Origin of the sequence: Viridibacillus sp. FSL H8-0110 (genome assembly GCF_038003565.1) — a bacterium.
Classification (GTDB): Bacteria; Bacillota; Bacilli; order Bacillales_A; family Planococcaceae; genus Viridibacillus; species Viridibacillus arenosi.
Genome location: NZ_JBBOPJ010000001.1, coordinates 312,116 through 335,623 on the forward strand (window position 1 = coordinate 312,116; position 23,508 = coordinate 335,623).

General features: G+C 37.0%; 25 protein-coding genes. 18 read left to right on the forward strand and 7 right to left on the reverse strand.

Annotated features, from left to right (window positions below):
- The first annotated feature begins 291 nt into the window (after positions 1-291).
- From MHH98_RS01610 to menC, 3 genes are all read left to right on the forward strand, one after another.
- Positions 292-1,587 carry an acetyl-CoA hydrolase/transferase family protein gene (locus MHH98_RS01610; protein ID WP_340712185.1) on the forward strand — a complete coding sequence of 432 codons (1,296 nt, stop codon included), beginning with the start codon at positions 292-294 and terminating at the stop codon, positions 1,585-1,587.
- Between the two features lie 174 nt (positions 1,588-1,761).
- A complete protein-coding gene (locus tag MHH98_RS01615; RefSeq protein ID WP_038186116.1) occupies positions 1,762-2,907 on the forward strand; it encodes a M20 peptidase aminoacylase family protein in 1,146 nt (381 codons plus the stop codon).
- Positions 2,908-2,975: 68 nt separating this feature from the next.
- Positions 2,976-4,082, forward strand: a complete 1,107-nt coding sequence (menC, locus tag MHH98_RS01620) for an o-succinylbenzoate synthase (RefSeq protein WP_340712186.1) — start codon at positions 2,976-2,978, stop codon at positions 4,080-4,082.
- Between the two features lie 41 nt (positions 4,083-4,123).
- Here the strand turns inward: menC and MHH98_RS01625 are convergent, their stop codons facing one another.
- Positions 4,124-4,930 carry a GNAT family N-acetyltransferase gene (locus MHH98_RS01625; protein ID WP_340712187.1) on the reverse strand — a complete coding sequence of 269 codons (807 nt, stop codon included), beginning with the start codon at positions 4,928-4,930 and terminating at the stop codon, positions 4,124-4,126.
- A 314-nt stretch (positions 4,931-5,244) separates the two neighbouring features.
- On the opposite strand from MHH98_RS01625, the gene MHH98_RS01630 reads away from it, so the two are divergent.
- The gene (locus tag MHH98_RS01630) at positions 5,245-6,171 is read left to right on the forward strand and encodes a manganese-dependent inorganic pyrophosphatase (protein WP_340712188.1); all 927 of its coding nucleotides are present in this window, start codon (positions 5,245-5,247) and stop codon (positions 6,169-6,171) included.
- A gap of 93 nt (positions 6,172-6,264) precedes the next feature.
- On the opposite strand, the gene MHH98_RS01635 is transcribed toward MHH98_RS01630, so the two are convergent.
- On the reverse strand, positions 6,265-7,644 hold the full coding sequence (locus MHH98_RS01635) for an FAD-dependent oxidoreductase (RefSeq protein ID WP_038186108.1): 1,380 nt from the start codon (positions 7,642-7,644) through the stop codon (positions 6,265-6,267).
- A gap of 117 nt (positions 7,645-7,761) precedes the next feature.
- Between MHH98_RS01635 and MHH98_RS01640 the strand changes: the two genes are divergently transcribed.
- Entirely contained in the window at positions 7,762-8,469 is a 708-nt protein-coding gene (locus MHH98_RS01640) for a DsbA family oxidoreductase (RefSeq protein WP_038186105.1), read from the forward strand.
- A 128-nt stretch (positions 8,470-8,597) separates the two neighbouring features.
- Positions 8,598-9,239 (forward strand): FMN-dependent NADH-azoreductase, encoded by a 642-nt coding sequence (locus tag MHH98_RS01645; protein ID WP_038186102.1) that lies wholly within the window; start codon positions 8,598-8,600, stop codon positions 9,237-9,239.
- A gap of 64 nt (positions 9,240-9,303) precedes the next feature.
- On the opposite strand, the gene MHH98_RS01650 is transcribed toward MHH98_RS01645, so the two are convergent.
- From MHH98_RS01650 to MHH98_RS01660, 3 genes are all read right to left on the reverse strand, one after another.
- Complete coding sequence (locus MHH98_RS01650) at positions 9,304-9,495, reverse strand: DUF2500 domain-containing protein (RefSeq protein ID WP_412104691.1); 192 nt, start codon at positions 9,493-9,495, stop codon at positions 9,304-9,306.
- A 62-nt stretch (positions 9,496-9,557) separates the two neighbouring features.
- Positions 9,558-10,082, reverse strand: a complete 525-nt coding sequence (locus MHH98_RS01655; protein WP_038186090.1) for a YceI family protein — start codon at positions 10,080-10,082, stop codon at positions 9,558-9,560.
- 123 nt (positions 10,083-10,205) lie between these two features.
- Positions 10,206-11,063 carry a VOC family protein gene (locus tag MHH98_RS01660; protein WP_340712189.1) on the reverse strand — a complete coding sequence of 286 codons (858 nt, stop codon included), beginning with the start codon at positions 11,061-11,063 and terminating at the stop codon, positions 10,206-10,208.
- Between the two features lie 144 nt (positions 11,064-11,207).
- On the opposite strand from MHH98_RS01660, the gene MHH98_RS01665 reads away from it, so the two are divergent.
- The 6 genes from MHH98_RS01665 to crcB all read left to right on the forward strand — a co-directional run bounded on the left by MHH98_RS01665 (position 11,208) and on the right by crcB (position 16,584).
- A complete protein-coding gene (locus tag MHH98_RS01665; RefSeq protein WP_038186087.1) occupies positions 11,208-11,513 on the forward strand; it encodes a winged helix-turn-helix transcriptional regulator in 306 nt (101 codons plus the stop codon).
- 77 nt (positions 11,514-11,590) lie between these two features.
- Entirely contained in the window at positions 11,591-12,523 is a 933-nt protein-coding gene (gene murB, locus MHH98_RS01670) for a UDP-N-acetylmuramate dehydrogenase (RefSeq protein WP_210402643.1), read from the forward strand.
- Positions 12,524-12,604: 81 nt separating this feature from the next.
- Positions 12,605-13,357, forward strand: a complete 753-nt coding sequence (locus tag MHH98_RS01675; RefSeq protein WP_340712190.1) for an exodeoxyribonuclease III — start codon at positions 12,605-12,607, stop codon at positions 13,355-13,357.
- A gap of 115 nt (positions 13,358-13,472) precedes the next feature.
- Positions 13,473-15,848, forward strand: coding sequence for a penicillin acylase family protein (locus MHH98_RS01680; RefSeq protein WP_340712191.1), 2,376 nt, complete (start codon positions 13,473-13,475; stop codon positions 15,846-15,848).
- Positions 15,849-15,865: 17 nt separating this feature from the next.
- Complete coding sequence (locus MHH98_RS01685; protein WP_038186067.1) at positions 15,866-16,237, forward strand: fluoride efflux transporter FluC; 372 nt, start codon at positions 15,866-15,868, stop codon at positions 16,235-16,237.
- Positions 16,234-16,584 carry a fluoride efflux transporter CrcB gene (gene crcB / locus MHH98_RS01690; protein WP_038186064.1) on the forward strand — a complete coding sequence of 117 codons (351 nt, stop codon included), beginning with the start codon at positions 16,234-16,236 and terminating at the stop codon, positions 16,582-16,584. Before MHH98_RS01685 ends, crcB begins: the two co-directional genes overlap by 4 nt.
- A 39-nt stretch (positions 16,585-16,623) precedes the next feature.
- Here crcB and MHH98_RS01695 read toward each other — a convergent pair whose 3' ends face one another.
- On the reverse strand, positions 16,624-17,604 hold the full coding sequence (locus tag MHH98_RS01695) for a P1 family peptidase (RefSeq protein ID WP_076034774.1): 981 nt from the start codon (positions 17,602-17,604) through the stop codon (positions 16,624-16,626).
- A 164-nt stretch (positions 17,605-17,768) separates the two neighbouring features.
- Here MHH98_RS01695 and MHH98_RS01700 point away from each other — a divergent pair, with 164 nt between their 5' ends.
- From MHH98_RS01700 to MHH98_RS01710, 3 genes are read left to right on the forward strand one after another with little or no spacing between them, the layout of a single operon-like run.
- Positions 17,769-18,134, forward strand: coding sequence for an ArsR/SmtB family transcription factor (locus MHH98_RS01700; RefSeq protein ID WP_038186058.1), 366 nt, complete (start codon positions 17,769-17,771; stop codon positions 18,132-18,134).
- Complete coding sequence (locus MHH98_RS01705) at positions 18,094-20,229, forward strand: heavy metal translocating P-type ATPase (protein WP_076034775.1); 2,136 nt, start codon at positions 18,094-18,096, stop codon at positions 20,227-20,229. The genes MHH98_RS01700 and MHH98_RS01705 overlap by 41 nt, the downstream gene beginning before the upstream one ends.
- Positions 20,230-20,258: 29 nt before the next feature.
- Positions 20,259-21,368, forward strand: coding sequence for a GNAT family N-acetyltransferase (locus MHH98_RS01710; protein WP_038186040.1), 1,110 nt, complete (start codon positions 20,259-20,261; stop codon positions 21,366-21,368).
- A 41-nt stretch (positions 21,369-21,409) separates the two neighbouring features.
- On the opposite strand, the gene MHH98_RS01715 is transcribed toward MHH98_RS01710, so the two are convergent.
- Complete coding sequence (locus MHH98_RS01715) at positions 21,410-21,565, reverse strand: lmo0937 family membrane protein (protein ID WP_143691046.1); 156 nt, start codon at positions 21,563-21,565, stop codon at positions 21,410-21,412.
- 96 nt (positions 21,566-21,661) lie between these two features.
- Here MHH98_RS01715 and MHH98_RS01720 point away from each other — a divergent pair, with 96 nt between their 5' ends.
- From MHH98_RS01720 to MHH98_RS01730, 3 genes are all read left to right on the forward strand, one after another.
- Entirely contained in the window at positions 21,662-21,970 is a 309-nt protein-coding gene (locus MHH98_RS01720) for a late competence development ComFB family protein (RefSeq protein ID WP_235175745.1), read from the forward strand.
- A 106-nt stretch (positions 21,971-22,076) separates the two neighbouring features.
- The gene (gene mntR / locus MHH98_RS01725; protein ID WP_038186037.1) at positions 22,077-22,496 is read left to right on the forward strand and encodes a transcriptional regulator MntR; all 420 of its coding nucleotides are present in this window, start codon (positions 22,077-22,079) and stop codon (positions 22,494-22,496) included.
- Positions 22,497-22,522: 26 nt separating this feature from the next.
- Entirely contained in the window at positions 22,523-23,383 is an 861-nt protein-coding gene (locus MHH98_RS01730; protein ID WP_038186034.1) for a CvfB family protein, read from the forward strand.
- Positions 23,384-23,508 lie beyond the last annotated feature (125 nt).

Sequence of the window (23,508 nt, forward strand, 5' to 3'; positions counted from 1 at the left end):
GGGGATAAAAGTGTGTATAGTGGATAAAAAAATTATTTATTTGAAGTAGATTTAATCTTCTTTGGATATCTAAGAGACTTTTCCACTATTTTTTCTAAGAATGTGGATATCTCGAAGGAAATTGTTAATAGTTTTAGTGGAGAATAGTATTTCAGAGAAAGGGTATCATATGGATGCCTTTTCTTTTTGTATAAAAAAGCCGTGAAAATAGTAGGATTATGTTACGCTAAAGGAAAGGTGATATTTTTAAGTGAAATGCATGCTTAAAGCAGAAACGGAGAAGTGTGTTGTATGGTAAATATTTTTCAAGGGTATTACAAACAGAAGTTAAAAAAACCTCAAGATGTCCTCTCATATATTGAGGAAGGGGCAGATATTATTATACCGATATCGAATGGAGAACCAGTAAAGTTATTGGATGTTTTGGAAGAGAACGCAGAATACTTAAAAGATGTGCGTATTCATCAAATGTTAACGATGCATCCACGTAAATATATAGGTGGAGCTTATAAAGGACACTTATCACATGTCTCATACTTTTTGAGTGGTGCTACACGTAAAGCTTATCATAATGGGCATTGTGAATTGATGCCAAACTATTTTCATGAAGTACCACGAATTATGAAGGATTATACTAAAGCATCTCTTGTAATGGCAGTTGCTTCACCGATGGATGAGCACGGATATTTTACGCTTGGAACACAAGCAGATTATGCTGCATGTTTTATAGGAAATGCACCCTTTTTCTTGGAAGTAAATGAGCATATGCCAAGAACATTTGGTCAAAATTTAATACATATTAGTCAAATCGAAGGGTTTATTGAGCATCATACACCGCTTGTAAAAAATCCAGACCCAGTAATCGAAGAAAAAGACATACGGATTGCAGAATATGTTGCAGAATATATTAAAAACGGTGATACATTACAAGCTGGGATAGGTTCGATTCCAAATGCGGTTATTAGTTTACTAAATAATCATCGCCATTTAGGTATTCATACGGAACTGATAACGGACGGGGTAGTTGGTTTAGTGGAGAAAGGTGTAGTCGATGGGTCTCAGAAGAAAACGAATAAGGGGAAAATCGTTGGTACTTTTGCGTTAGGGACGGATAAATTATATGAATTTTTGCATAATAACCCAATTGTTGAATTCCAAACAGTTGATGTAACGAACGATCCACGCTTAATTGCCAAAGAGGATAATATCGTTTCAATTAATGCCACAACGGAAGTGGACATATATGGTCAATGCGCCTCTGAAACAGTTGCAGGCAAGTATTATTCTTCCACTGGTGGACAATTTGATTTTGCACGTGGAGCAAATTTTGCGGAAAATGGCCGTGGATTTATATGCATGCATTCGACTACGAAAAACGATACCATATCGAGAATAAAAGTTTTATTAACAAACGGCTCAGTCGTAACAACTTCCAAAAATGAAGTAGATAAGGTAGTAACGGAGTATGGTGTAGCCGAGCTAAAAGGCAAATCGATATCAGCGAGGGCTAAGGCGTTAATCGAAATTGCGCATCCGAAATTTAAGGACGAGCTTATATTTGAAGCAAAAAAACTAAATTTAATGTAAGAAATTCTAAACCCGTTTTTTCACTAAACGGGTTTTTTTGATGAATATTAAACATTGTTCACGATATCAAAATGGCATGTTACATATATATACCTATAAGAGAGAAAAAATTATGTTAGGAAATCTAAGTATAAACATATATTTTCAAAAATAAATAGATAGGAGACGCTTATGATGAAGGAGCAGTTAACATTACTTGAACCACAATTGAAAAGTGTTTTTAAGTATCTGCATGAAAACCCTGAAATTAGCTGGAAAGAAAGGCGGACTACAGATTATATTAAAGGAATATTAGAACAAGAAGGGTACGAGGTTCATACGTTTGCAGATAGTACTGGTTTATATGTGGAAATCGGTGAGGGTAGACCTGTTGTAGGACTACGAACTGATATCGATGCCTTATGGCAAGAAGTTGATGGGGAATTTCAGGCGCATCATTCGTGTGGACATGATGCGCATATGACAATGGTGATTGGCGTTTTACTACTATTAAAGCGCTTGAAAAGAACGTGGCGAGGTACCATTCGGGTATTATTCCAACCTGCTGAAGAAAAAGGACAGGGAGCATTGTCCTTTGTTGACCGTGGATTGGTCGACGATATGGATTATTTATTTGGAGTACATGTCCGGCCGGTGCAGGAGCTACGTGATGGCACATTTTGCCCAGCGCTATATCATGGTGCATCCAGACTATTAAGTGGCCAAATTAACGGTGTGGAATCACATGCTGCAAGACCCCATTTAGGTAAAAATGCAATTGAAATTGGTGCAAGCTTAATCGAAGCACTAAAAACGATTCATATAGATACAATGATTCCATTTTCGGTAAAAGTGACGAAATTTCAAGCGGGTGGAGAATCAGGGAATATAATTCCGGCGAAAGCCTATTTCACGATTGATGTTCGTGCTCAAACAAATGAAGGAATCGAGCAGTTGCATTATGGAATAGAGCGTACAATACGTGCAATTGAATCGTTGTATGAAGTGTCAATTGATTTACAAGAACAAGTAAGGGTTGCAGCAGCTGAAGTAGATGACGAAGCAAAGGATATAATTGAGCAAGCAATTATTGAATCCGTAGGTGAAGAGTATTTGCGTCCCCCTGTTATTACACCAGGTGGAGAGGATTTTCATTTTTATACGGTTAAAAGGGCAAATGTAAAGGCAGCAATGTTAGGGCTTGGTTGTGGATTAACTCCAGGGCTACATCATCCAAAAATGACATTTAATAAGGCTCAATTGATTGTGGGAGTAGAAATTTTGGCACGAACAGTATTAGGTGCATTTGCACATGTGGAAAAGGAAGCCCTCTCTTGCTGAAAATCTTAGATTAGCGTATCTTTTATTAAAACGTTAATCTAAGATTCGATAGTGGAAGGTGCGGTAGCGTGAAGATAACAGAAATTAAAATTCGGCAACTAAGTATGCGAATGAAATCGCCATTTGTAACAAGCTTCGGTACAGTGCAAGATAAGCAGTTTTTAATATTAGAAGCTAAAGATGATAGTGGAATGTCCGGTTGGGGGGAAGGGGTTGCATTTGAAATCCCTTGGTATACAGAAGAGACAGTTAAGACGAGTTGGCATATGCTTGAAGATTTCCTTATTCCACTAGTGCTTAAGAAAGATATTCAGCATCCTGATGAAATAAGCGATATGTTCAAAGTAATCCGCCAAAATAAAATGGCAAAGGCGACTCTTGAATGTGCCATTTGGGATCTATATGCGAAGAATACAAAACAATCACTTTCGCATGCATTAGGTGGATCGAAAAAGAAAATTGAAGTGGGTATAAGTATTGGTATTCAGCCGACAATTGATCAACTGCTACAGTGCATTGAAAATAATATTTTAGCAGGCTATAAACGTATGAAGGTTAAGATTAAACCAGGTATGGACATTGATGTCATTCATGCAATTCGAGCAAAGTTTCCAGAGGTGCCGCTAATGGTAGATGCCAATTCAGCTTATACTTTAGATGATATAGAATTGCTTAAAAAACTAGATGAGTACAATTTAATGATGATTGAGCAGCCACTTGCATCGGATGACATTATCGACCATGCAAAGCTGCAAAAGCATTTAAAAACGCCAATTTGTTTAGATGAAAGTATTTGTTCTTATGAGGATGCACGTACAGCGATTGAGCTTGGAAGCTGTGGTATTATCAATATCAAGTTTGGTCGTGTAGGTGGTTTAACTGAGGCAAAACGAATTCATGATTTATGCCAGCAACATGATATTAAAGTTTGGTGTGGCGGCATGTTAGAATCTGGTATTGGGCGAGCACATAATGTCGCACTTACGACGCTAGAAAACTTTGTGTTACCAGGTGATACTGCAGGATCAAGTCATTATTGGGCTCAAGATATTATTTCTCCTGAAGTAGTTGTTGAAGATGGCTATATTTCAGTGCCGGAAATTTTTGGGATTGGATATGAACCAAATATAGAATTGATGGATCAACTTACAGTAAGTCAAAAAGTTTATCGATAATAAAAAAAGCTATGCAAAATTTGCATAGTTTTTTTTAGTGATTACATATTTAATAGTTTACTCATATAAAGTTCATCTTCAAATTCATCGTTTATTTTCAATGATTGTCGACGCTCCCCATCTATTGTAAAGCCGAATTTATTGTACATATTGATTGCGATAGCATTGGATTTACAAACACTTAGTTCTAGTCTTTGAATGGTATTTGATATTGCCCATTTTTCAGCCTCTTTTAAAAGTGCTGTACCAATCCCTTGGTTAGTAAATTTCTGCATGACACCGAGATAAATTGATGCACGATGTTTAGCACGTGGAGCTTTATTACCAGAAATAGAGATCAAGCCCCCAATTTGACCTTCAACAACTGCTACAATAATGGAGTTAGAACCGCTTTTACGCAAGTTAGTAATTTTCTTGCGTACACTTTGTACAGATGGATCACGTTCGTTTTTACCATAGAGCATAAAATCTGTCTCTGCATCTAACGTAGATAATAATTGGGCTAAGTTACGTGCATCATCCGTTTCAATGGAGCGAGTGATAAAAGTATTTTTGGCATTTTCTAAACTATCCAATTCATCATTATTGTTATTTGTAGGTTTTTCAAACGTCACATGATAACCAGGTTGTATTGTAGTTACGTAGTATCCTTGTTCTACCCAAGCTAGATAATGTTTTAGAGGAGGTTTAGTTTTTTTCCACCAACTCTTATTTAAATAGGAGGAGTTAGGTAATGAATGTCCCATAATTGTTTCGATTTCTGTGAAGGAAAGTTGAATTTTATCGTCTTTTGCGGAGCTGAAATATTCAGCTAGTGGTATGTATTTCTTTTCAATCTTATTTTCCATTATTACCCCTCTTTATTATATGTATATATTATATTAGAAATAGTAACATAGTATTAAGTCTAATTACATGATTTTTATGATTATTATTAATTTTAGTGGATAAAAAAGACTATGTTAATCTAAGGGTATTTTGGAACAGATAGTGTGGTTTTGTAAAATTAACTTTATAAAAATATAATACAGGAATAATATGTTTTTAATTAAGGCTATAATAAGGCTTGAACATTTAACATCAAAGTGCTGACATTCTTTTTCAGTGCTAATTGTGATAAGATATATTCGGAAATTATTGAAATCTAGGAGGCAAAATTTAAATGAGTAAAGTACTTGTATTCGGACACAAAAACCCAGATACTGATACAATCACATCTGCGTTAGTATATGCATATTTAAAAAAACAACTAGGCATTCATGCTGAAGCTGTTCGCCTTGGCGAACTGAACAACGAAACAGCTTACGCTTTAGAAAAATTCGGATTTGATGCACCACGCTTAGTGGAAAAAGTTGCAGGAGAAGCTGCTCAAGTAATATTAGTTGATCATAACGAACGTCAACAAAGTGCTGATGATATTGCTGAAGTTCAAGTAACGGAAGTTATTGATCATCACCGTATTGCTAACTTTGAAACAGCAGATCCATTGTACTACCGCGCTGAACCAGTTGGTTGTACAGCAACAATTCTAAATAAAATCTTCAAAGAAAATGAAGTTGAGATTCCAGCTAACTATGCAGGTCTTATGTTATCTGCTATCATCTCGGATACATTATTATTCAAATCACCAACATGTACAGAGCAAGATGTAAAAGCAGCGAATGAGTTAGCTGCAATTGCAGATGTTGACGCTGCTGAGTATGGGCTTGCAATGTTAAAAGCAGGTGCTGATTTAAGTGATAAATCATTAGAAGATTTACTTTCTCTTGATGCAAAAGAATTCAGCATGGGAGACCACAAAGTTGTCATCGCTCAAGTGAATGCTGTTGATGTAAATGACGTTTTGGATCGCCAAGCTGATTTAGAGATTTTATTGAACAACACTGTTGCAGAAAAAGGTCTAGACCTATTCTTTTTTGTTGTAACGGATATCATAAACAATGATTCAGTTGCTGTTGCAATAGGTGCACAAGCTGAAAAAGCTTATGCAGCATTTAATGTTGTGGCAGATAATAATCGTGCGCTATTAAAAGGTGTAGTTTCTCGTAAAAAACAAATTGTCCCAGCATTAACTGACGCATTAAAATAATCCTCATTAGAGGAGGAACTGCCTATTTCAATTGAAATAGGCAGTTTTTTTTATTGCTGATAAGAACCAAGAAGATTACACTTACGACCAACTTTATAATCCACTTAGGTCAAGTGGATATACTGCAGGTCCCTCAAGTACTGCACCATCCTTTGAAAAACGTGAGCCATGACAAGGACAGTCCCATGTTTCATCAGCTTCATTCCATCTAGTTTTACAACCTAAATGAGTACAGCGCGGCATAGCACGACGAGTGACATGACCGCCGACAAAATCCTTCGTTACTTTACCACCTAGTTTTAAAGCTTGTAAAACTGCATCTCCGAATTTAGTATGCTTCGGAGAATAAAGAGAGATTCCGACATTCTGTTTTCCAACAATTCCGTCTCGGAGCAATTGTGCTGCCACAATTGAATTAGCTAATCCCCATTTTCTGAAACCGGAGGCCATCCAAATATTTGGTAAACGGGAACTAATCTGCCCAACATAAGGAATTAAGTCTACCGTTTCAGGATCTTGCGCTGACCAGTGATAGTTGCAGTGGTTAGCTGCGAAATTATCTTTAGCCTCTAATTGCAACGCTTCATAATACATGGAGGTATTAGAAATAGTACCTGCCGGGTGGCTATCCCCAGCTAATAATATAAAAGGTTTGTCATCGATTAATGTTGTTCGAATAGAGCGACCAGGTTTATCGATAGATAAATACTGACCTTTATACAATTCGCTTGCCTCAAAAGCCACGATATAAGAACGAGTGACTTCCAGTTTGAAAATTTGCATACCAATTATACCTTCTAGTGGATAATGGGAGCATAAGATTAGTTCTTTATAACAAACTGTATGACCATTCTCTAGTTCTACACATGGTTTTAAGATATTGACCTTTTGCACGCGTGAATGCTCGTAAATCTCAGCTCCTGATTGGATTGCCTTTTCTGCGATAGTCCGTCCAAAGCGTACAGGATGGATTTGTGCTTGTTTGGGCATTTTTAAGGAGGCGGCAATGTCATATGGAATTTCGCAATCGGCATTCCATTCTCCAGGAATACCAAGAGTCTGGTAAGCCTTCCATTCATCTTCTAAGTCCTTTTTGCCGTCAGCTTTCTGTGTATATAAAAATGAATCCGCATGATGCACACAATCGGGTTCTGCTAAATTAAATGATAGATCCACTGCTTGCTGGTTGAGTTCATAATATTGTTGTGCTGCTTCGACACCAAATTTAGTAATAAGTTGGCTATATAATAGACCTTGTTGTGCAGTTACTTTCCCAGTAGAATGGCCGGTAGTACCTGAAAATAAAGTATTACCTTCTAATAAAGTAACTTTCCTACCAACTTTTGAGAGTAAGTAAGCAGCGAGTATGCCAGAAATACCCCCACCAATAATACAGATGTCAGTTTCGATTGATTGTTCGAGTGAAGGTCTTGCAAAAGGTGCTTGTTTATCTAGCCAAATTGAAGATGCCATAAGATGCCTCCAAGTACATTTTTTTTAGCATGTGGAGTATTTGAGAAATTATGTATAAGCAGATAAATTGCTGTTTCAAATGTTCACATATACAATATCTGCAAGAGGTGAGCATTGATGAAAATTGAAATTTGGTCAGACTATGTATGTCCATTTTGTTATATCGGTAAAAGACAATTAGAAAAAGCTTTGCAAAATACGGGATTCAGTGAACAAACACAAGTGATATTTAAGAGTTATCAGTTAGATCCAAACACTCCGGCTATTACGGATGAATCCATGTACGAAGCGCTAGCTAAAAAATTCGGCTCTACAATTGAAGCGGCAAAAGCCCAAACAGTTGGTGTTGCTGGCCGTGCAAAAGAAGTAGGATTAGATTTTGATTTTGAAAATATGAAACCTGCTAATACTTTTAAATCACATCGTTTAGCAAAATACGCTGAAGCAGAAGGTAAAGCTGCTGAAATGACTGAGCGTTTACTACGTGCGCACTTTATTGAAGCAAAACAACTTGGCTTAACTGAAGTATTAGTAGAGTTGGCAGTAGAAGTCGGTTTAAATCGTGAGAGAGTACTAGATGTACTAAATTCAGATAATTATTCTTCAGAGGTATTGGCTGATATTCAAGAGGCTTCACAAATAGGTGTTAGAGGTGTCCCATTCTTTGTATTAAATCGCAAATATGCAATTTCAGGTGCTCAACCACAGGAATTATTCGAAGAAACAATTCGTAAAGTGGCAGCAGAAGAGGGAATTCAACCCACACTTAAAATGATGGGTGTAGAAGGTACAGACATTTGTGAAGATGGCAAATGTGAACTTTAATCTTCAGTCAAAAGTATGAGAACAGATGCATTGACAGTGTATCTGTTTTTTTATAAAATAAAATTATCTTGAATTTGAGATATTTTATTCGAGAACTATTTTTAACTAAGAGAAAGAGAGAGATTAAATTGACAAACGTATTAGTTGTTAAAGCAAATAACCGTCCTTCTACTGAAGGCGTTTCTAGTAAAATGTATGAAGTATTCATGGAGGAAGTAAAAGGTGCACAAGATTTAAACGTGACTACATTTGATGTATTCGCTGAAGATCTACCATACTTCGGACAAGATTTATTCAATGCATTTGGTAAAGTACAAAGTGGTGAAGAACTTACAGATATAGAAGGTCGCCTTCTTACTGCAAAACAAAAAGCAATGGACGCTTTAACTGCTGCTGACGTAGTAGTATTCGCATTCCCATTATGGAACTTAACAATTCCAGCTAAATTACAAACTTTCGTTGATTACGTATACCAAGCAGGTTTTGCTTTCAAATATGATGCAGAAGGTAACATGATTAACTTAATGCCAGAGAAAAAAGCTATTCTTTTAAGCGCTCGTGGTGGTATCTATTCAACTCCAGAAACAGCACCAATGGAAATGGCTGTAAACTATATGCGTAATGTATTCGGTGGCGTATTCGGTATGTCAGTTGAAGAAGTAGTAATCGAAGGCCATAACGCAATGCCAGACAAAGCAGAAGCAATTATTGCTGAAGGTATGGAACGCGTTAAAGCAGCAGCAAAATCATTATCAGCTGTTCACGCTTAATATAAGATTATTAGTGAATGCCTAATTTTTAGTTAGGCTATTTATAAAGAAAGAGGGAGGCCCATTAAATGGTGCTTCCCTCTTTTCTATTGCGTTCAAAACTTTTATAACGAGTGCCTTGAAATGTTAGTAAACCAAAGTCTCCCTCTACGAGGATTCCGTATTCACGCCCGCTTACAGGCAATTCAATTCGGTCGCCACTTTGTACCTCAAAGGTCCTTTGCTTTAATGAAGAAACAAAAAAATAACCAGTCACAAAAGTGTGACTGGTTAGGCTTGCTAGGGTAATAGCAATTTTCTTAGAAGTTTTAAATTGAATTAAGCAGGGTTCGCTTCAAGTTCGATATTAATTTTGATATCATCGCCAACTAGTACGCCACCAGTTTCTAGTGCTGCGTTCCAAGTCAAACCGAAGTCTTTACGGTTAATTTTAGTTTCAGCTTCAAAACCTACAACTTCTTGACCCCATGGGTTAGTACCTTTACCACCGTATTCAGCTTCAAAAGTTACAGATTTCGTTACATCCTTAATTGTGAAATCTCCAGTAATTTCGTATTCTCCGTCACCTGTAGATTTAATGTTTGTAGCAACGAAAGTCATTTTAGGGAATTGTTCAGCATCAAAGAATTCAGCTGACTTTAAGTGATTATCGCGATCTTCATTGTTTGAATTTACACTCGCAACATCAATTTCGAATTTAATTGATGCACCAGTTAAATCTTCTGGATTAGCATCGATATCTGCAGTAAAAGAACCGAAGTTACCTTTAACCTTTGAAATCATCATGTGTTTGACTTGGAAACCTAAATTAGAGTGAGCTTGGTCTACGTTATATTTTGCCATTTTAAAATTCCTCCTAAAAAGTGTTTGTTATTTAGTATATTTATCATAATACAATATTATCTCGAAATCAAGAGTTTCGAATTAAAGATAATATGAGTGTTATGTTACAGATGAATTTTATGCTTATGCATAGAAAATCATGTCACTCTTATTTAAATCTTTTACAATTATTTTCCCCTCATCTTCAGAGAATGAAACATTGAAGGTTAGTAAATTTTCTTTCAGTTTGTTTAATTCATCTTTTGAAGACAGCTTAAGAGAGTATCCCATTAATCCAATAGCATTTTCTGGTGGGAGTGGAGCACCTACACCTTGCCAAATATTTGTTGCAATGTGGTGATGATAACCACCGGCAGACATAAAGAATGCTGAATCCATAAAGTTAGTCATTAAATCTAATCCTAGAGCCTTTAAATAGAAGTGGCTTGTTGCATCGTCTAAGTTCGTAACGTTTAAATGCATGTGGCCTAAAATTGTACCATATGGAAACCCTTTCCATGAAAGCTCCGGTTTGTATAAAGCCATGATGCCTTTGAAATCGATCGGTTCAGTAGCTGTGTTCACTTGACCGTTTGGTTCAATCAGCCACTCACTTCTTGGTAGATCGCGGTATATTTCAATTCCGTTGCCTTCTGGATCACTTAGATAAAACGCTTCAGAATAAAGGTGGTCACCTGCTCCAGAAATAGGAGCGCCAATTTCTAATAAATTTCCGATAACATGCGCTAAATCTTCGCGACTTGGTACTAATATAGCGAAGTGGAAAAGACCTGTAGTACGTGTTGGTCTTGGCACAGCATCCTCTGTAGTAGTTAATATTAGAATGGGTTCAGTACTACCTGCACCAAAGATAACTTCTGAATTGGATTCCTTAATTACGTGGAACCCTAACATTTGATAAAATTCTTTTTGCTTTTCTAGAGATTGTACACGTAACTGTACATATCCTAATGTCATTTTGGGATCTAATTTGAAAGTCAAAGTAGTTCCTCCCCTCAAATATTTTACACTTACTTTTCGTAACTAACTATAAAATAATAAATTACTTACGTCAAGTAAATAAGTTACCGAAAGTTTACTTTTTAAAATAATCCCGCTACAATAGCATATATAGAGGTGAAACAAATGAAGGAATCAGCATTATGCCCTCGTTTAGCAAAATCTATGGATTTGATAGGTAAACGCTGGATGGGCTTAATTTTATATCAATTATTAGATGGACCACAGCGCTTTAATGAAATTGAATCGTCGATGCCAATTAGCGGGCGACTGCTATCTGAGCGTCTAAAAGAACTTGAAAAAGAAGGTCTTGTTGAGCGCCATGTGTATACTGAAGTGCCCGTTCGCGTAGAATATACTTTGACAGAAAAAGGCCAAGGTTTAAAAGCTGCGATTGATGAGATTGAAAATTGGTCTAAAAAATGGCTTTAAGTGAAAATCACTTGAAAAAATGCCATTGTCTATTCATACTATGAAGGAATAGAAGTTTAGAGAGGAAAGGTCTTTCAATAATGAAACAACAATGGGCAGCAAAATTATCTACTATAGTAAATCCAGAAAATGTTAAAATAGATGAACCACTAGATCAATACACGATGACAAAGCTAGGCGGTAGCGCGGATGTATTTGTCATGCCTTCTACTGAAGAAGAGGCAGTAGCAATTGTAAAGTATGCGAATAACAATGATATCCCGATTTTGCTATTAGGGAATGGCTCGAATATGGTTGTACGTGATGGAGGAGTTAGAGGAATTGTCCTGAACTTTTCGAAATTGGATACAATCCACATCGATGGCACAACTGTTTATGCACAAGCAGGCGCGCTGCTTAAAGACGTATCAATAGCAGCGGCAGAGGCAACTTTAACAGGACTAGAATTCTCATGTGGTATTCCAGGATCTATTGGTGGCGCGATGGCTATGAATGCTGGTGCATACGGCGGAGAAATAAACGATGTTATTCTACAATCAACTGTATTAACATCAACAGGCGAAAAGTTAGTTCTAAATAAAGAACAACTTGACCTAAGCTACCGTAAAAGTATTATCTCCAAAAAAGGATATTATGTATTATCTTCTGAATTTGAATTACAACGAGGAGATCAACAAGAAATCGATGCAAAAATTGCTGAGTTAACATTTTTGCGTGAATCGAAACAACCGCTTGAATATCCTTCAGCAGGGAGTGTTTTCAAACGTCCTCCAGGTTACTTTGCAGGTAAATTGATTCAAGACAGTGAGCTCCAGGGTAAAGGTGTAGGCGGTGCGGAGGTTTCTACGAAGCATGCTGGCTTTATCGTAAATAAAGGTGGCGCAACAGCTACCGATTACATCAACACTATTAAAATGGTGCAAGCAACTGTTAAAGAGAAATTTGATGTTGATTTAGAATTAGAAGTGAAAATCGTTGGAGAAGAACCTTCTAAAAACGGATCATTGTAAACTTTATTAAACTAAAAACTACAGAGAACGCCTTTCGTATTACATGCGGAAGGCGTATTTATATTTAAAGGGGAGCTCACTATGAAATTTGTATCTTGGAATGTTAATGGAATTCGAGCATGCTTGAAAAAGGGCTTTTTAGATTATTTTAATGAAGTTGATGCGGATTTTTTCAGTATTCAAGAATCAAAATGCCAAGCTGGACAACTTGAATTAGATTTACCAGGTTATAAACAATATTGGAATTATGCAGAGCGCAAAGGTTATTCAGGTACAGCTATTTTTACAAAACATACGCCACTGTCTGTTAAATATGGTGTAGGTGACGAATCAATGCAAGAAGAGGGACGTATCATTACATTAGAGTATGAAGATTTCTATTTAGTAAATGTGTATACACCAAATTCTAAACGTGACTTAGCTCGTCTTGACTACAGAATTGAATGGGAGGATGAGTTGAGAACATACCTGCTATCCTTAGACGAAGTAAAGCCCGTTATTTATTGCGGTGATTTGAATGTTGCACATGAAGAAATAGATATAAAAAATGCAAAGGCCAATATCGGCAATTCTGGCTTTACAGAAGAAGAACGTGGAAGAATGACAACGTTGTTAGGTTCAGGATTTACAGATACTTTCCGATATTTATACCCAACACAAACAGATACTTATACATGGTGGTCTTATATGAATAAAGTAAGAGAACGTAATATTGGTTGGCGGATCGATTACTTTATCGTCTCAGATCGTTTGCAAGAGAAAATTGAGGATGCAGAAGTACATGCTAGTATTCTAGGAAGTGACCATTGTCCAATCGTATTAACATTAAAATAATTTGTTTTAATAGAGAAACCACGCTTTTTGTCGAAAAAGCGCGGTTTTTTATTTTATTTAAAAGGGGAAAATACTTCGGGAGCCGAATATAGTAAGAGTAAGGGGAGGCGAAATTATGGTCAAAGGGAAAAAGCGTGTTCGATTATGGAAATGGCTAAGCTGGACTATAGGGGTTTTAATACTTATTGCATGTGGAGCACTTATTTTTGTTAATGGTTACATAGGAAAATCTAAACCAAAAGTAGATGGCGAAATGCAAGTAGCAGTATTGGATGAAAATGTGAAAGTAGTAAGAGATGACAAAGGAGTACCACATCTCACAGCTAAAACAGATGCAGATTTATATCGAGCACAAGGATTTGTGCAAGCTCAGGATCGACTATTCCAGATGGACTTAGCGAGAAGACAAGCAAGCGGTAGACTAGCAGAGGTTGTCGGTGAGTCTGCAGTAGATACGGATAAATTCTTTCGTACTTTTAGTTTGAGATCTGCTGCAGAAAAATCTGAAGCGGGATATTCACAAGAGGCTAAGCAAGTTTTAGCTTGGTATGCAGAAGGTGTAAATTCATTTATAGATCAAGCAAATAAAGAGGGTACTTTATCTTATGAGTTTCGTTTGCTTGGGTATGAACCAGAACCATGGACAGCAGTTGATTCATTAACAATTGGTAAATATATGGCCTATGATTTAGGTGGGAATTGGGATATGTTAGCGTTTAGACACTGGGCATTAAACAATTTATCAGATGAAGAGGCTAAAGAATTATTCATTAAATATCCAGAAAATGCGAAATCGATTATTGCAGCAAATAAAAACACACCTGTAAAGGTTGCAGGACAATTCGATGCATCGCTACTACCCCATGAATTTAACGGTAGTAATAACTGGGTTGTATCCGGTAGTAAAACAGAATCAGGAAAGCCATTATTGGCGGATGACCCTCATTTAGGTTTAAGTACACCATCTATTTGGTATCAAATGCATTTGGAGTCTCCAACTCAAAATGTAAGTGGAGTTATTTTTGCGGGGATACCTGGTATTATTTTAGGACATAACGAGAAGGTAGCGTGGGGTGTTACCAATGTTGGTCCAGATGCACAGGATTTATATATCGAAACACCAAATCCAAGTAATACGACTGAATTTAAATATGAGGGTAAATGGGAAAAGGCTACAGTACGTGATGAGCCCATCAAAATTAAAGGTGGCAAAACGGTAGACTTTGAAGTGATAGAAACAAGACATGGCCCAATTATTTCAGATTTAGCATTTAAAAAGGAAAAACCAACTGCGGTTTTCTCTATGCAATGGACGGCTCTAGAGCCAACGCTGGAATTACAAGCGATACTGAATATGAATCGCGCAGAAAATTGGGAGCAATTTGAAAAAGCTTTAGAAGATTTTCAAGCACCAGCACAAAACTTTGTTTTTGCTTCAGAGGACGGCACGATTGCTTATAAAGCAAATGGACGTATTCCAATTCGTAAAAAAGGTGATGGACAATTACCGGTACCAGGGGATTCAAAAGAATATGACTGGAAAGGTTACATTGATTATGACAAATTACCAAAAGTCGTAAACCCTAAGGAAGGTTTTATTGCGACAGCAAACAATGAAATAGTAGGGGAAGAATATCCATATCATATTACGAGCTTCTGGGCACAGCCATATCGTTTTGAACGAATTTACGAAGTGCTAGAAAACAATAATAAGCTAACTGTAAAAGATATGGAAAACCTGCAAATGGATCAGAAAAATTTATATGCGGGTGAATTTTTGGGAGATATGCTTAGCTCAGTAAAAAAATCAGATAGTAAAAATGAATATAAGGATATTTTGAAAATGATGGAGGATTGGAATCAAGTTGATTCAAAAGAATCGGGTGCTCCTCTAGTTTTTAATTTATGGATGATTAATGTTCAGAAGGAATTGTTTGAAGACAATTTGCCAGAAGACGTTTATGAAATGATGTCAGGAAAATACAATGTTACAGATGAAATCTTACGCCAAGCATTTGCAGGAAAGCAAGGTGCATGGGTGACAAAAGCCGATGGAATTGACCAACTTATGTATAATTCTTTTAAAACAACTATTAAAGATATTGAAGATGAGTATGGTAAGAGTTTTAAAAAATGGCAATGGGGAGATTATCATCAGTTAACATTTAACCACCCACTATCGGCAGCTTCTCCAATTCTAGCAAAATTACTTAATCCAAAGCCAGTACCAATCGGAGGCTCTAAATTTACAGTACAAGCAGCTGCAAATAAAGAAAATGGCAATGTAAATCACGGTGCATCTTGGCGCTTTATTGCAGATTTAAGTGATTTATCGAAGGGATACCATATTGTTGGGCCAGGGCAAAGTGGTCATATGAAGTCTGAGTGGTATAACGATCAAGTTGACGATTGGGCGAATGGCCAGTATCATGAAACCATTATTACAGGTGATGTGCCTAACGGTAAGAAATTATTATTAAAGGCTCAGTAACATAGAAGGTGTTTAAAATGGTAGAAATAATATCGGTCGCGCTGGGCGGTATGATAGGAGCAATACTTCGCTATGGTGTGACTATAACGGTACCCTCGGAGTGGATATTGTGGCTTGTAAATGGTACGGGAAGTGCCGTATTAGGGGTTCTAAACGGGCTATTTATTCGATATAAACCATCCAATTCATTGCGACTTCTTTTAACAACAGGTATGTTAGGAGCATTTACGACATTCTCCACTTTTTCTGCAAGTTGGTTTGCTCTCATGCAGACTAACACATTATTAGCTATCTTATATGCAATTATGATGACAGCTGTTTGCGTTGCTTTAGCCTCTTTTGGTTACTTATGTACAGTTCCAAAAGTAAAAGCAGGTGAACGATTATGATTTGGCTATTAATTGCTGCAGGTGGTGGTCTCGGTGCCATCACTCGTTATGGTGTGATAGAGTGGATGAAACGTAAGGATCAACCCTTTTTTATAGGTACCTTTCTTGTAAATAGTGTTGGTTCACTATTAATGGGAATGGCTTTACATATAGGGGCTGAGCAAGAGACGTTTTCTTCATTCTTCATAATTGGGTTTTTAGGAGCATTCACTACATTTTCTACATTTGCTTTTGACGTTGTAAAATTAATTGAAGAACGTGATTATCGTGCAGTGCTATTATACCCAGTACTCACATTATTTGTCGGAATTGTTTTCGTAACGCTTGGTTGGCAAATATTCGCTTAATACCAAAAGGAAGCTCGGCAAAAATGCCAAGCTTCCTTTTTATAATTGTCCTTTACTAATCATGCGATTCTTCCTTCCGGTTGTCGTTTCAGCATGTAGTAAAGATTGGTATATTGATTCTTCAGTTGCCTCAATTACTGCTTGGAAAAGGTTATTCATTACGTCTGTATCATCACGTAATATTGAATATTCTTCAGTAAATGAATTTGATGTGTGTGGTATTGTATATGCATTTGAAAAGCAGATAATAATATCACCACTACCATTATGGATATGTGTACCTGTTCTACCTAAGCCAATGGAAGCACGTTTAGCCAAGCGCTTTAGTTGACGTGCATCAACTGGAGCATTGGTAGCGACAACGATAATGACTGAACCATCTGGTTTATCGATTTGTTCTTGTTGCCATTTCGCGAATTTGCATTCATGGGCATTACCAAAGTTTGTTAAGGATAATACTCCAACTGTATAAGGTTGATCTTCGTTATCTACAATTCTAGAAGAGGAACCAATTCCTCCTTTGACACCGTAACAAATCATACCTTTACCAGCACCCACTGCTCCCTGTTGAACAGGACCACTCTCAGCATATTGGATTGCATTTTGTGCATGCTCAGGTCTAACTGCCATTAAACGCATGCTATTTAAATGACTATCGTTACACTCTCCAACAACAATATTAAGTGAACTAGTAGAATCTCCAATTGACGGATTTTCTTGCAACATATGCTGCAAAGTGCCTTCTAAAACTGCACCAACACTAAATGTGTTAGTTAGCATGATAGGTGATTCTAGTACTCCCAACTCTTCTATTTGTATAAGACCGGCTGTTTTACCAAAGCCGTTTAATACAAAGCTTGCAGCAGGTACTTTTTGTTCAAATGAATTTTGGTTATGAGGTAAGATGGCTGTTACACCAGTGCAAATTGTATCTTCTTCATTAATCTTCTTATGTAGTGTTACATGACCAACATGTACATCTGGAACATCCGTTATAGCATTCCATCGCCCTTTATTCATAACTAATCCCTCCTAACAACCTTTTTATTAATTATATTGAATATTCTGTATATAAACAATGGAGAAAAGTGTCTTGAACAATCAAACAGACATTTGAATAATATATGTAAAAAATGTATACTGTTATCAACAATCAAATGGATATTTGAATGAGGAGGGAAAAAATGCAAAAAGATATGTGTGAAGTAACTAAAGTACATGAAGAAGCGGTAGAGCGAGTACAAAGTCAAATTCCTGAATTGCAGAAATTAGCCCAATTCTTTAAAGCATTTTCAGATGAAACACGATTAAAGATTCTATACGCATTAACAATTGAAAAATCGTTGTGTGTCTGTGATGTAGCAGCCATTATTGGTTCATCCACAGCCACAGCTTCACATCATTTACGCTATTTACGTGATAATGCATTAGCAAAATCGCATCGCAAGGGGAAACTAATTTATTATGAACTTGCGGATGACCATGTTGAACAGCTTGTGAAAATTGCTTATGAACATTCGAAAGAAGGGGATTGCATTGAAGAAAAGTGAGCAACAGGAATATCGATTGCAGAATTTATCTTGTGCAAGTTGTGCAAAAAAGTTTGAAAAAAACATTCAAAATATCTCTACAGTAGAAGAAGTACAATTGAATTTTGGAGCAGCTAAGCTCACTGTAATAGGAGAAGCATCAATAGAGCAACTTGAAGAAGCGGGGGCCTTTGATGGCATAAAAGTTAAACGCGCAGATGACAGAAGGGTTGAGAAGAACACTCCCTTTTTTAAAAAGAAAGAAAATATCTTAGCTGGTATTTCGTTAGTATTCGTGTTAGCAGGGTATTTAACAGCAACGTTTAAAGGCGATGATTATTTACCAGCAATTGCGCTATTTTTATTAGCAATAGTGATTGGTGGATATGATATTTTTAAAACAGGATTTAAAAATTTAATCCGGTTAGAATTTGATATGAAAACGTTAATGACGATTGCCATTATTGGAGCTGCAATAATAGGTGAATGGCAAGAAGGGGCAGTTGTTGTCTTTTTATTTGCTGTTAGCGAGGCGTTAGAAGCGTATTCAATGAATAAAGCTAGACAGTCAATTAGTAGTTTGATGGATATTGCACCAGCAACTGCAATGATACGCAGAGGAAATCAATTAGTAGAACTTGCTACAGAGGACATTCTAATTGGTGATATTTTAATTGTTAAACCCGGTCAAAAGATTGCCATGGACGGTAAAGTACAAAGTGGTATTTCAAGTGTTAACCAAGCTCCAATTACGGGTGAATCCATTCCAGTGAAGAAAGAAACAGGTGACGAAGTATTTGCTGGAACATTGAACGAAGAAGGCGCGTTAGAAATCGTTGTTACGAAGCATGTAAAAGATACAACGATTGCGAAAATTATTCATTTAGTAGAAGAAGCCCAGGCAGAAAAAGCTCCTGCCCAAAAGTTTGTAGATCAGTTTGCAAAATATTACACACCACTGATTATTTTAATCGCTTTATTAGTGGCTTTTATAACACCACTATTTTTGGGAGATTGGAATCACTGGATATATCAAGGATTAGCGGTTTTAGTAGTGGGTTGCCCATGTGCACTTGTTATTTCAACCCCAGTGGCTATCGTCACAGCAATTGGAAACGCAGCAAGACAAGGAGTGCTCATAAAAGGTGGAGTTTATCTAGAGCAACTTGGGCGTATAAAAGCCATTGCGTTTGATAAAACAGGTACATTAACGAATGGTGTTCCTGAAGTAACAAATGTATTAGTAGCGGAACATATAACTGAAGAAACTTTGATTCGTTTAGTAGCTGCAGTGGAACAGTCATCTCAGCATCCATTAGCTCGAGCGATTTTACAACATGCTAAAGAACATAAGATACAACCAGCAGTTGCTGAGCAATTCCAATCTGTGACAGGTAAGGGAGCGTATGCAGAAATAGAAGGTGTACGTATTTCTGTTGGGAGTTTAACATGGATTCAAGAAACCGTAAATGTTCCTAAAGCTATGAAATCTGCGATTATCAACCTTCAAAAAGAGGGGAAATCTGTCATTGCTGCAATGTCTGGGGAAACTTTCCTTGGCTCTATAGCAATTGCAGATAAAGTTCGTAGTAATAGTGTAAGTGTCATTCAAAAACTTCGCGCCAATGGTATTGCACATACTGTTATGTTAACTGGTGATGCAGAGCCCACAGCTCGAGCTATAGCACAGGAGCTGCAGTTAACAGATATTCGTGCTGGACTATTACCTGAAGATAAACTACAGGCAATGAAGGAATTACAGTCACAGTATGGTTCTGTTGCTATGGTAGGTGATGGTATAAATGATGCTCCTGCTTTAGCGAATGCAACAGTTGGTATTGCGATGGGTGGTGCTGGTACAGATACGGCATTAGAGACAGCGGATGTCGCATTAATGGCTGATGACCTCGAAAAGTTGCCATATACGATAAGACTTAGTCGAAAAACGTTGCGAATTGTTAAAGAAAATATTATGTTTGCATTAGGGCTAAAATTGATAGCATTACTTCTAATAATTCCAGGATGGTTGACACTCTGGATTGCTATCTTTGCAGATATGGGTGCAACCCTACTAGTAGTATTAAATTCGTTACGTTTAATGCGCATGCAGAAATAACGGTATCGTGTAATCGGAGGTCGAGTGTTGTGAAACTAATAGAGTGGACAATGGAGGAACAGGAGCAGTTAATTCATTTTATGACGATGAATACGTGGCCATATCACGTCAATTCTCATCCTGGTCGTGAACTAATTGAAAAGGCGATTGATGAGGGTGGTTACGAATCAGAAGAGGTAAAGACGTTCTGGTTGGAAAGCGATGAAGGTGAAAAGGTAGGTATGGTGAAAATCTATGATCTACAAGATGAAATACCTCTTTTTGACTTACGTATTGCGGAGAATTGGCGAGGATTAGGGCATGGTACTGTTGCATTAAAGCTTATATCAGATTATGTATTTCGTATGCCAGAAAAGAAAATTCGCCTTGAAGGGCATACACGACAAGATAACTTTCCTATGCGTAAAACGTTTGAGCGAGCTGGTTTCTTAAAAGAAGCACATTTAAGACAAGCATGGTTCGTGCCAAAAGAGTATGCATATTACGATGCTGTCACATATGGCATCACTCGTGAAGACTTTTTAGAAGGCAAAACAACGCCTGTTAGTTGGGACGACGAAAAAATGAAAGAGGAAGTTCGTTTCGAAAAAAACTGGGATTTCCCTAACTCATTTAATTCAGAAAGATTGATTATACGTATGCCACTTATGGAAGATGCCGAAGTAGTTTGGGATTCGATTATTCAATCAGCAAGTTCATTAAAACAGTACATGCAATGGGCGCAAACTTTGCCTAAGTCTGAAGAAACAAGAGAGAATATTCGGCTAGCTATTGCAGATTTTTTAGCTAGAAAAGAATTGAGATTGCATATATTCTTGAAAGAAACAGGAGAATTTATAGGAAGTTCTGGTTTGCACAAAATTGATTGGGATATTCCGAAATTTGAAATTGGCTATTGGTTAGATGTACGTCATGAAGGTAAAGGTTATATGACAGAAGCAGTCGAGCGAATTACACAATTTGCTTTTGAAGAGTTACACGCAGCACGTATAGAAATTCGTTGTGATACTGAAAATATTCGTAGTCGAGCTGTTGCTGAACGAGCACATTATGAGTTAGAAGGCATTTTTAAAAATGATTCGCTTTCTGCTAACGGTAAAGCATTGCGAGATACTTGTATATACGCGAAAACACAATAAAAAACCGAATGCCAATGCGTTTACGCATTGGCATTCGAATGTTATAATGATTTCCTTCCTGCCAGTAACTGAACGAAGAACAGAATACCTGCAAGAACTAAGATAATGTGGATGAGACCGCCACCAATTTTAAAAAGTAAACCCAATAACCAAAATACGATTAAAATACTTATAATCCACCATAGCAGTTTCCCCATTAGGAACACCCCTTTTGTTGTTATGCATAAACAATTCCCCTTTTAAAAAAACCTAAACATAAGGGAATTGTCGGAAGTAATTGAAGGAGAGATAATATGACGGAACAAATGAAACCCTCGCCAGTTACAGAAGAAGTACAATTGTTGAACGTAACAGAAGAAATCGTGCGAGGATTGGTGTCTTTCACCATTCATGGTCCTGACTATCCAACATTTTGTCGCTGCCAAAAATGCGAATTAGATATTTGTGCTATTACGTTAAATCATTTAGATAATCATTTTGTGACAACAAAAGAAGAGCGTGAGAAAGTATATGCTATCTTAAAAACACCAGATAGTATCGAGCAAATTAATAAACAAATCATTCATGCTATTCACATTGTCAGCCATAAATCTGGACATTAAAAGAACAATCCTCTGTAATAGGTACGAGCTTTTACTGTTATAGGTTACGTTTTATTAGTCCTTGTAGTAAACTATAGAGTAGGATATGGAAAGAGAGGGACATGAGATGCCGACACCGAGTATGGAAGACCACATCGAACAAATATATTTATTAATTGATCAAAAAGGCTATGCACGCGTATCGGATATCGCTGAAGCATTGTCAGTTCTTCCTTCCTCTGTTACCAAAATGGTTCAGAAGCTTGATAAAGATGGATACTTAGTGTACGAACGTTATAGAGGCCTCATGTTGACCCCTAAAGGCTCTAAGCTAGGCAAGCGTTTAGTAGAACGACATGATCTACTAGAGAATTTTTTAAGGCTAATTGGTGTAGATGAAGAACGAATTTACAATGATGTTGAAGGAATAGAGCATCATTTGAGTTGGAATTCCATAGACCGCATTGCAGATTTAATACAAGTTATGGAAGAAAATCCTACATTTATTCAACAGCTTGAGGATTTAAAAACTCAGCAAAGTGAATGATATGTCATATGAAGGGAGCTAGATGTATGGCAGAATTACAATCAGGCGATATCGTTAAATTATTTGTGAAAGAAAAACAAGAATCAAAGTATATTCTTACTAATGATTATGTTGATATTCCACTCAATATTTCGGAAGTAACGGAGCCTTTAGAATTAAATAGTAAAATTGAGGTGTTTTTATTTGCTGACCGTAGAGGAAATCTATCCGCTACAACGGCTATCCCTCATATTAATAAAGATGAATACGGCTGGGCACGCGTATTACATGTAAAAGATCGTGATGGTGCTTATGTTGATATTGGTACTTCAAGAGAAGTATTAGTACCAGCGGAAGATTTACCGAAGCTTAAGCCACTATGGCCTGAACCAGGTAACCATTTATTCATCACGTTACGCACAGACCGTGATGGAGGTTTATTCGGACGCCTTGCTACAGAAGAAAAGGTATTGGAAATGTACGAAGATGCAGAACCAGAACTTTTCAACCAAAATATTATCGCTCGTCCGTATCGTTTATTGCCAGTTGGAACTTTTCTTATTGGCGTAGACAAACCTTATCGTATTTTCGTACACGAATCAGAGCGTAATGCAGAGCCTCGCCTTGGTGCAGATATCTCAGTACGTGTAATTGAAGTGAAAGAAGATGGTACGATTAACGCTTCAATGTTACCACGTAAGTACGAACGCCTATCGGATGACGCTGAAAAAATCTTCGCTTACTTACAAGAAATTGGCGGTAAAATGCCATTTGGAGATAAATCGTCACCGGAGGAAATTAAAGAGATGTTCCATATGAGTAAAGCATCATTTAAACGTGCTTTAGGAACATTAATGAAAGCCGGTCGAATTACACAAGTAGATGGCTGGACAGAAATTAAAGAATAAAATTGATGGAGCAAAAGTAGAAAGTTTCCATACTTTCAGAAACTTTTTGCTCCTTTTTTTCGTATTAATAAATAGAGGTGAGAAAATAAATAAAATTATAGTATACAGCAATTGCCATCTAAATA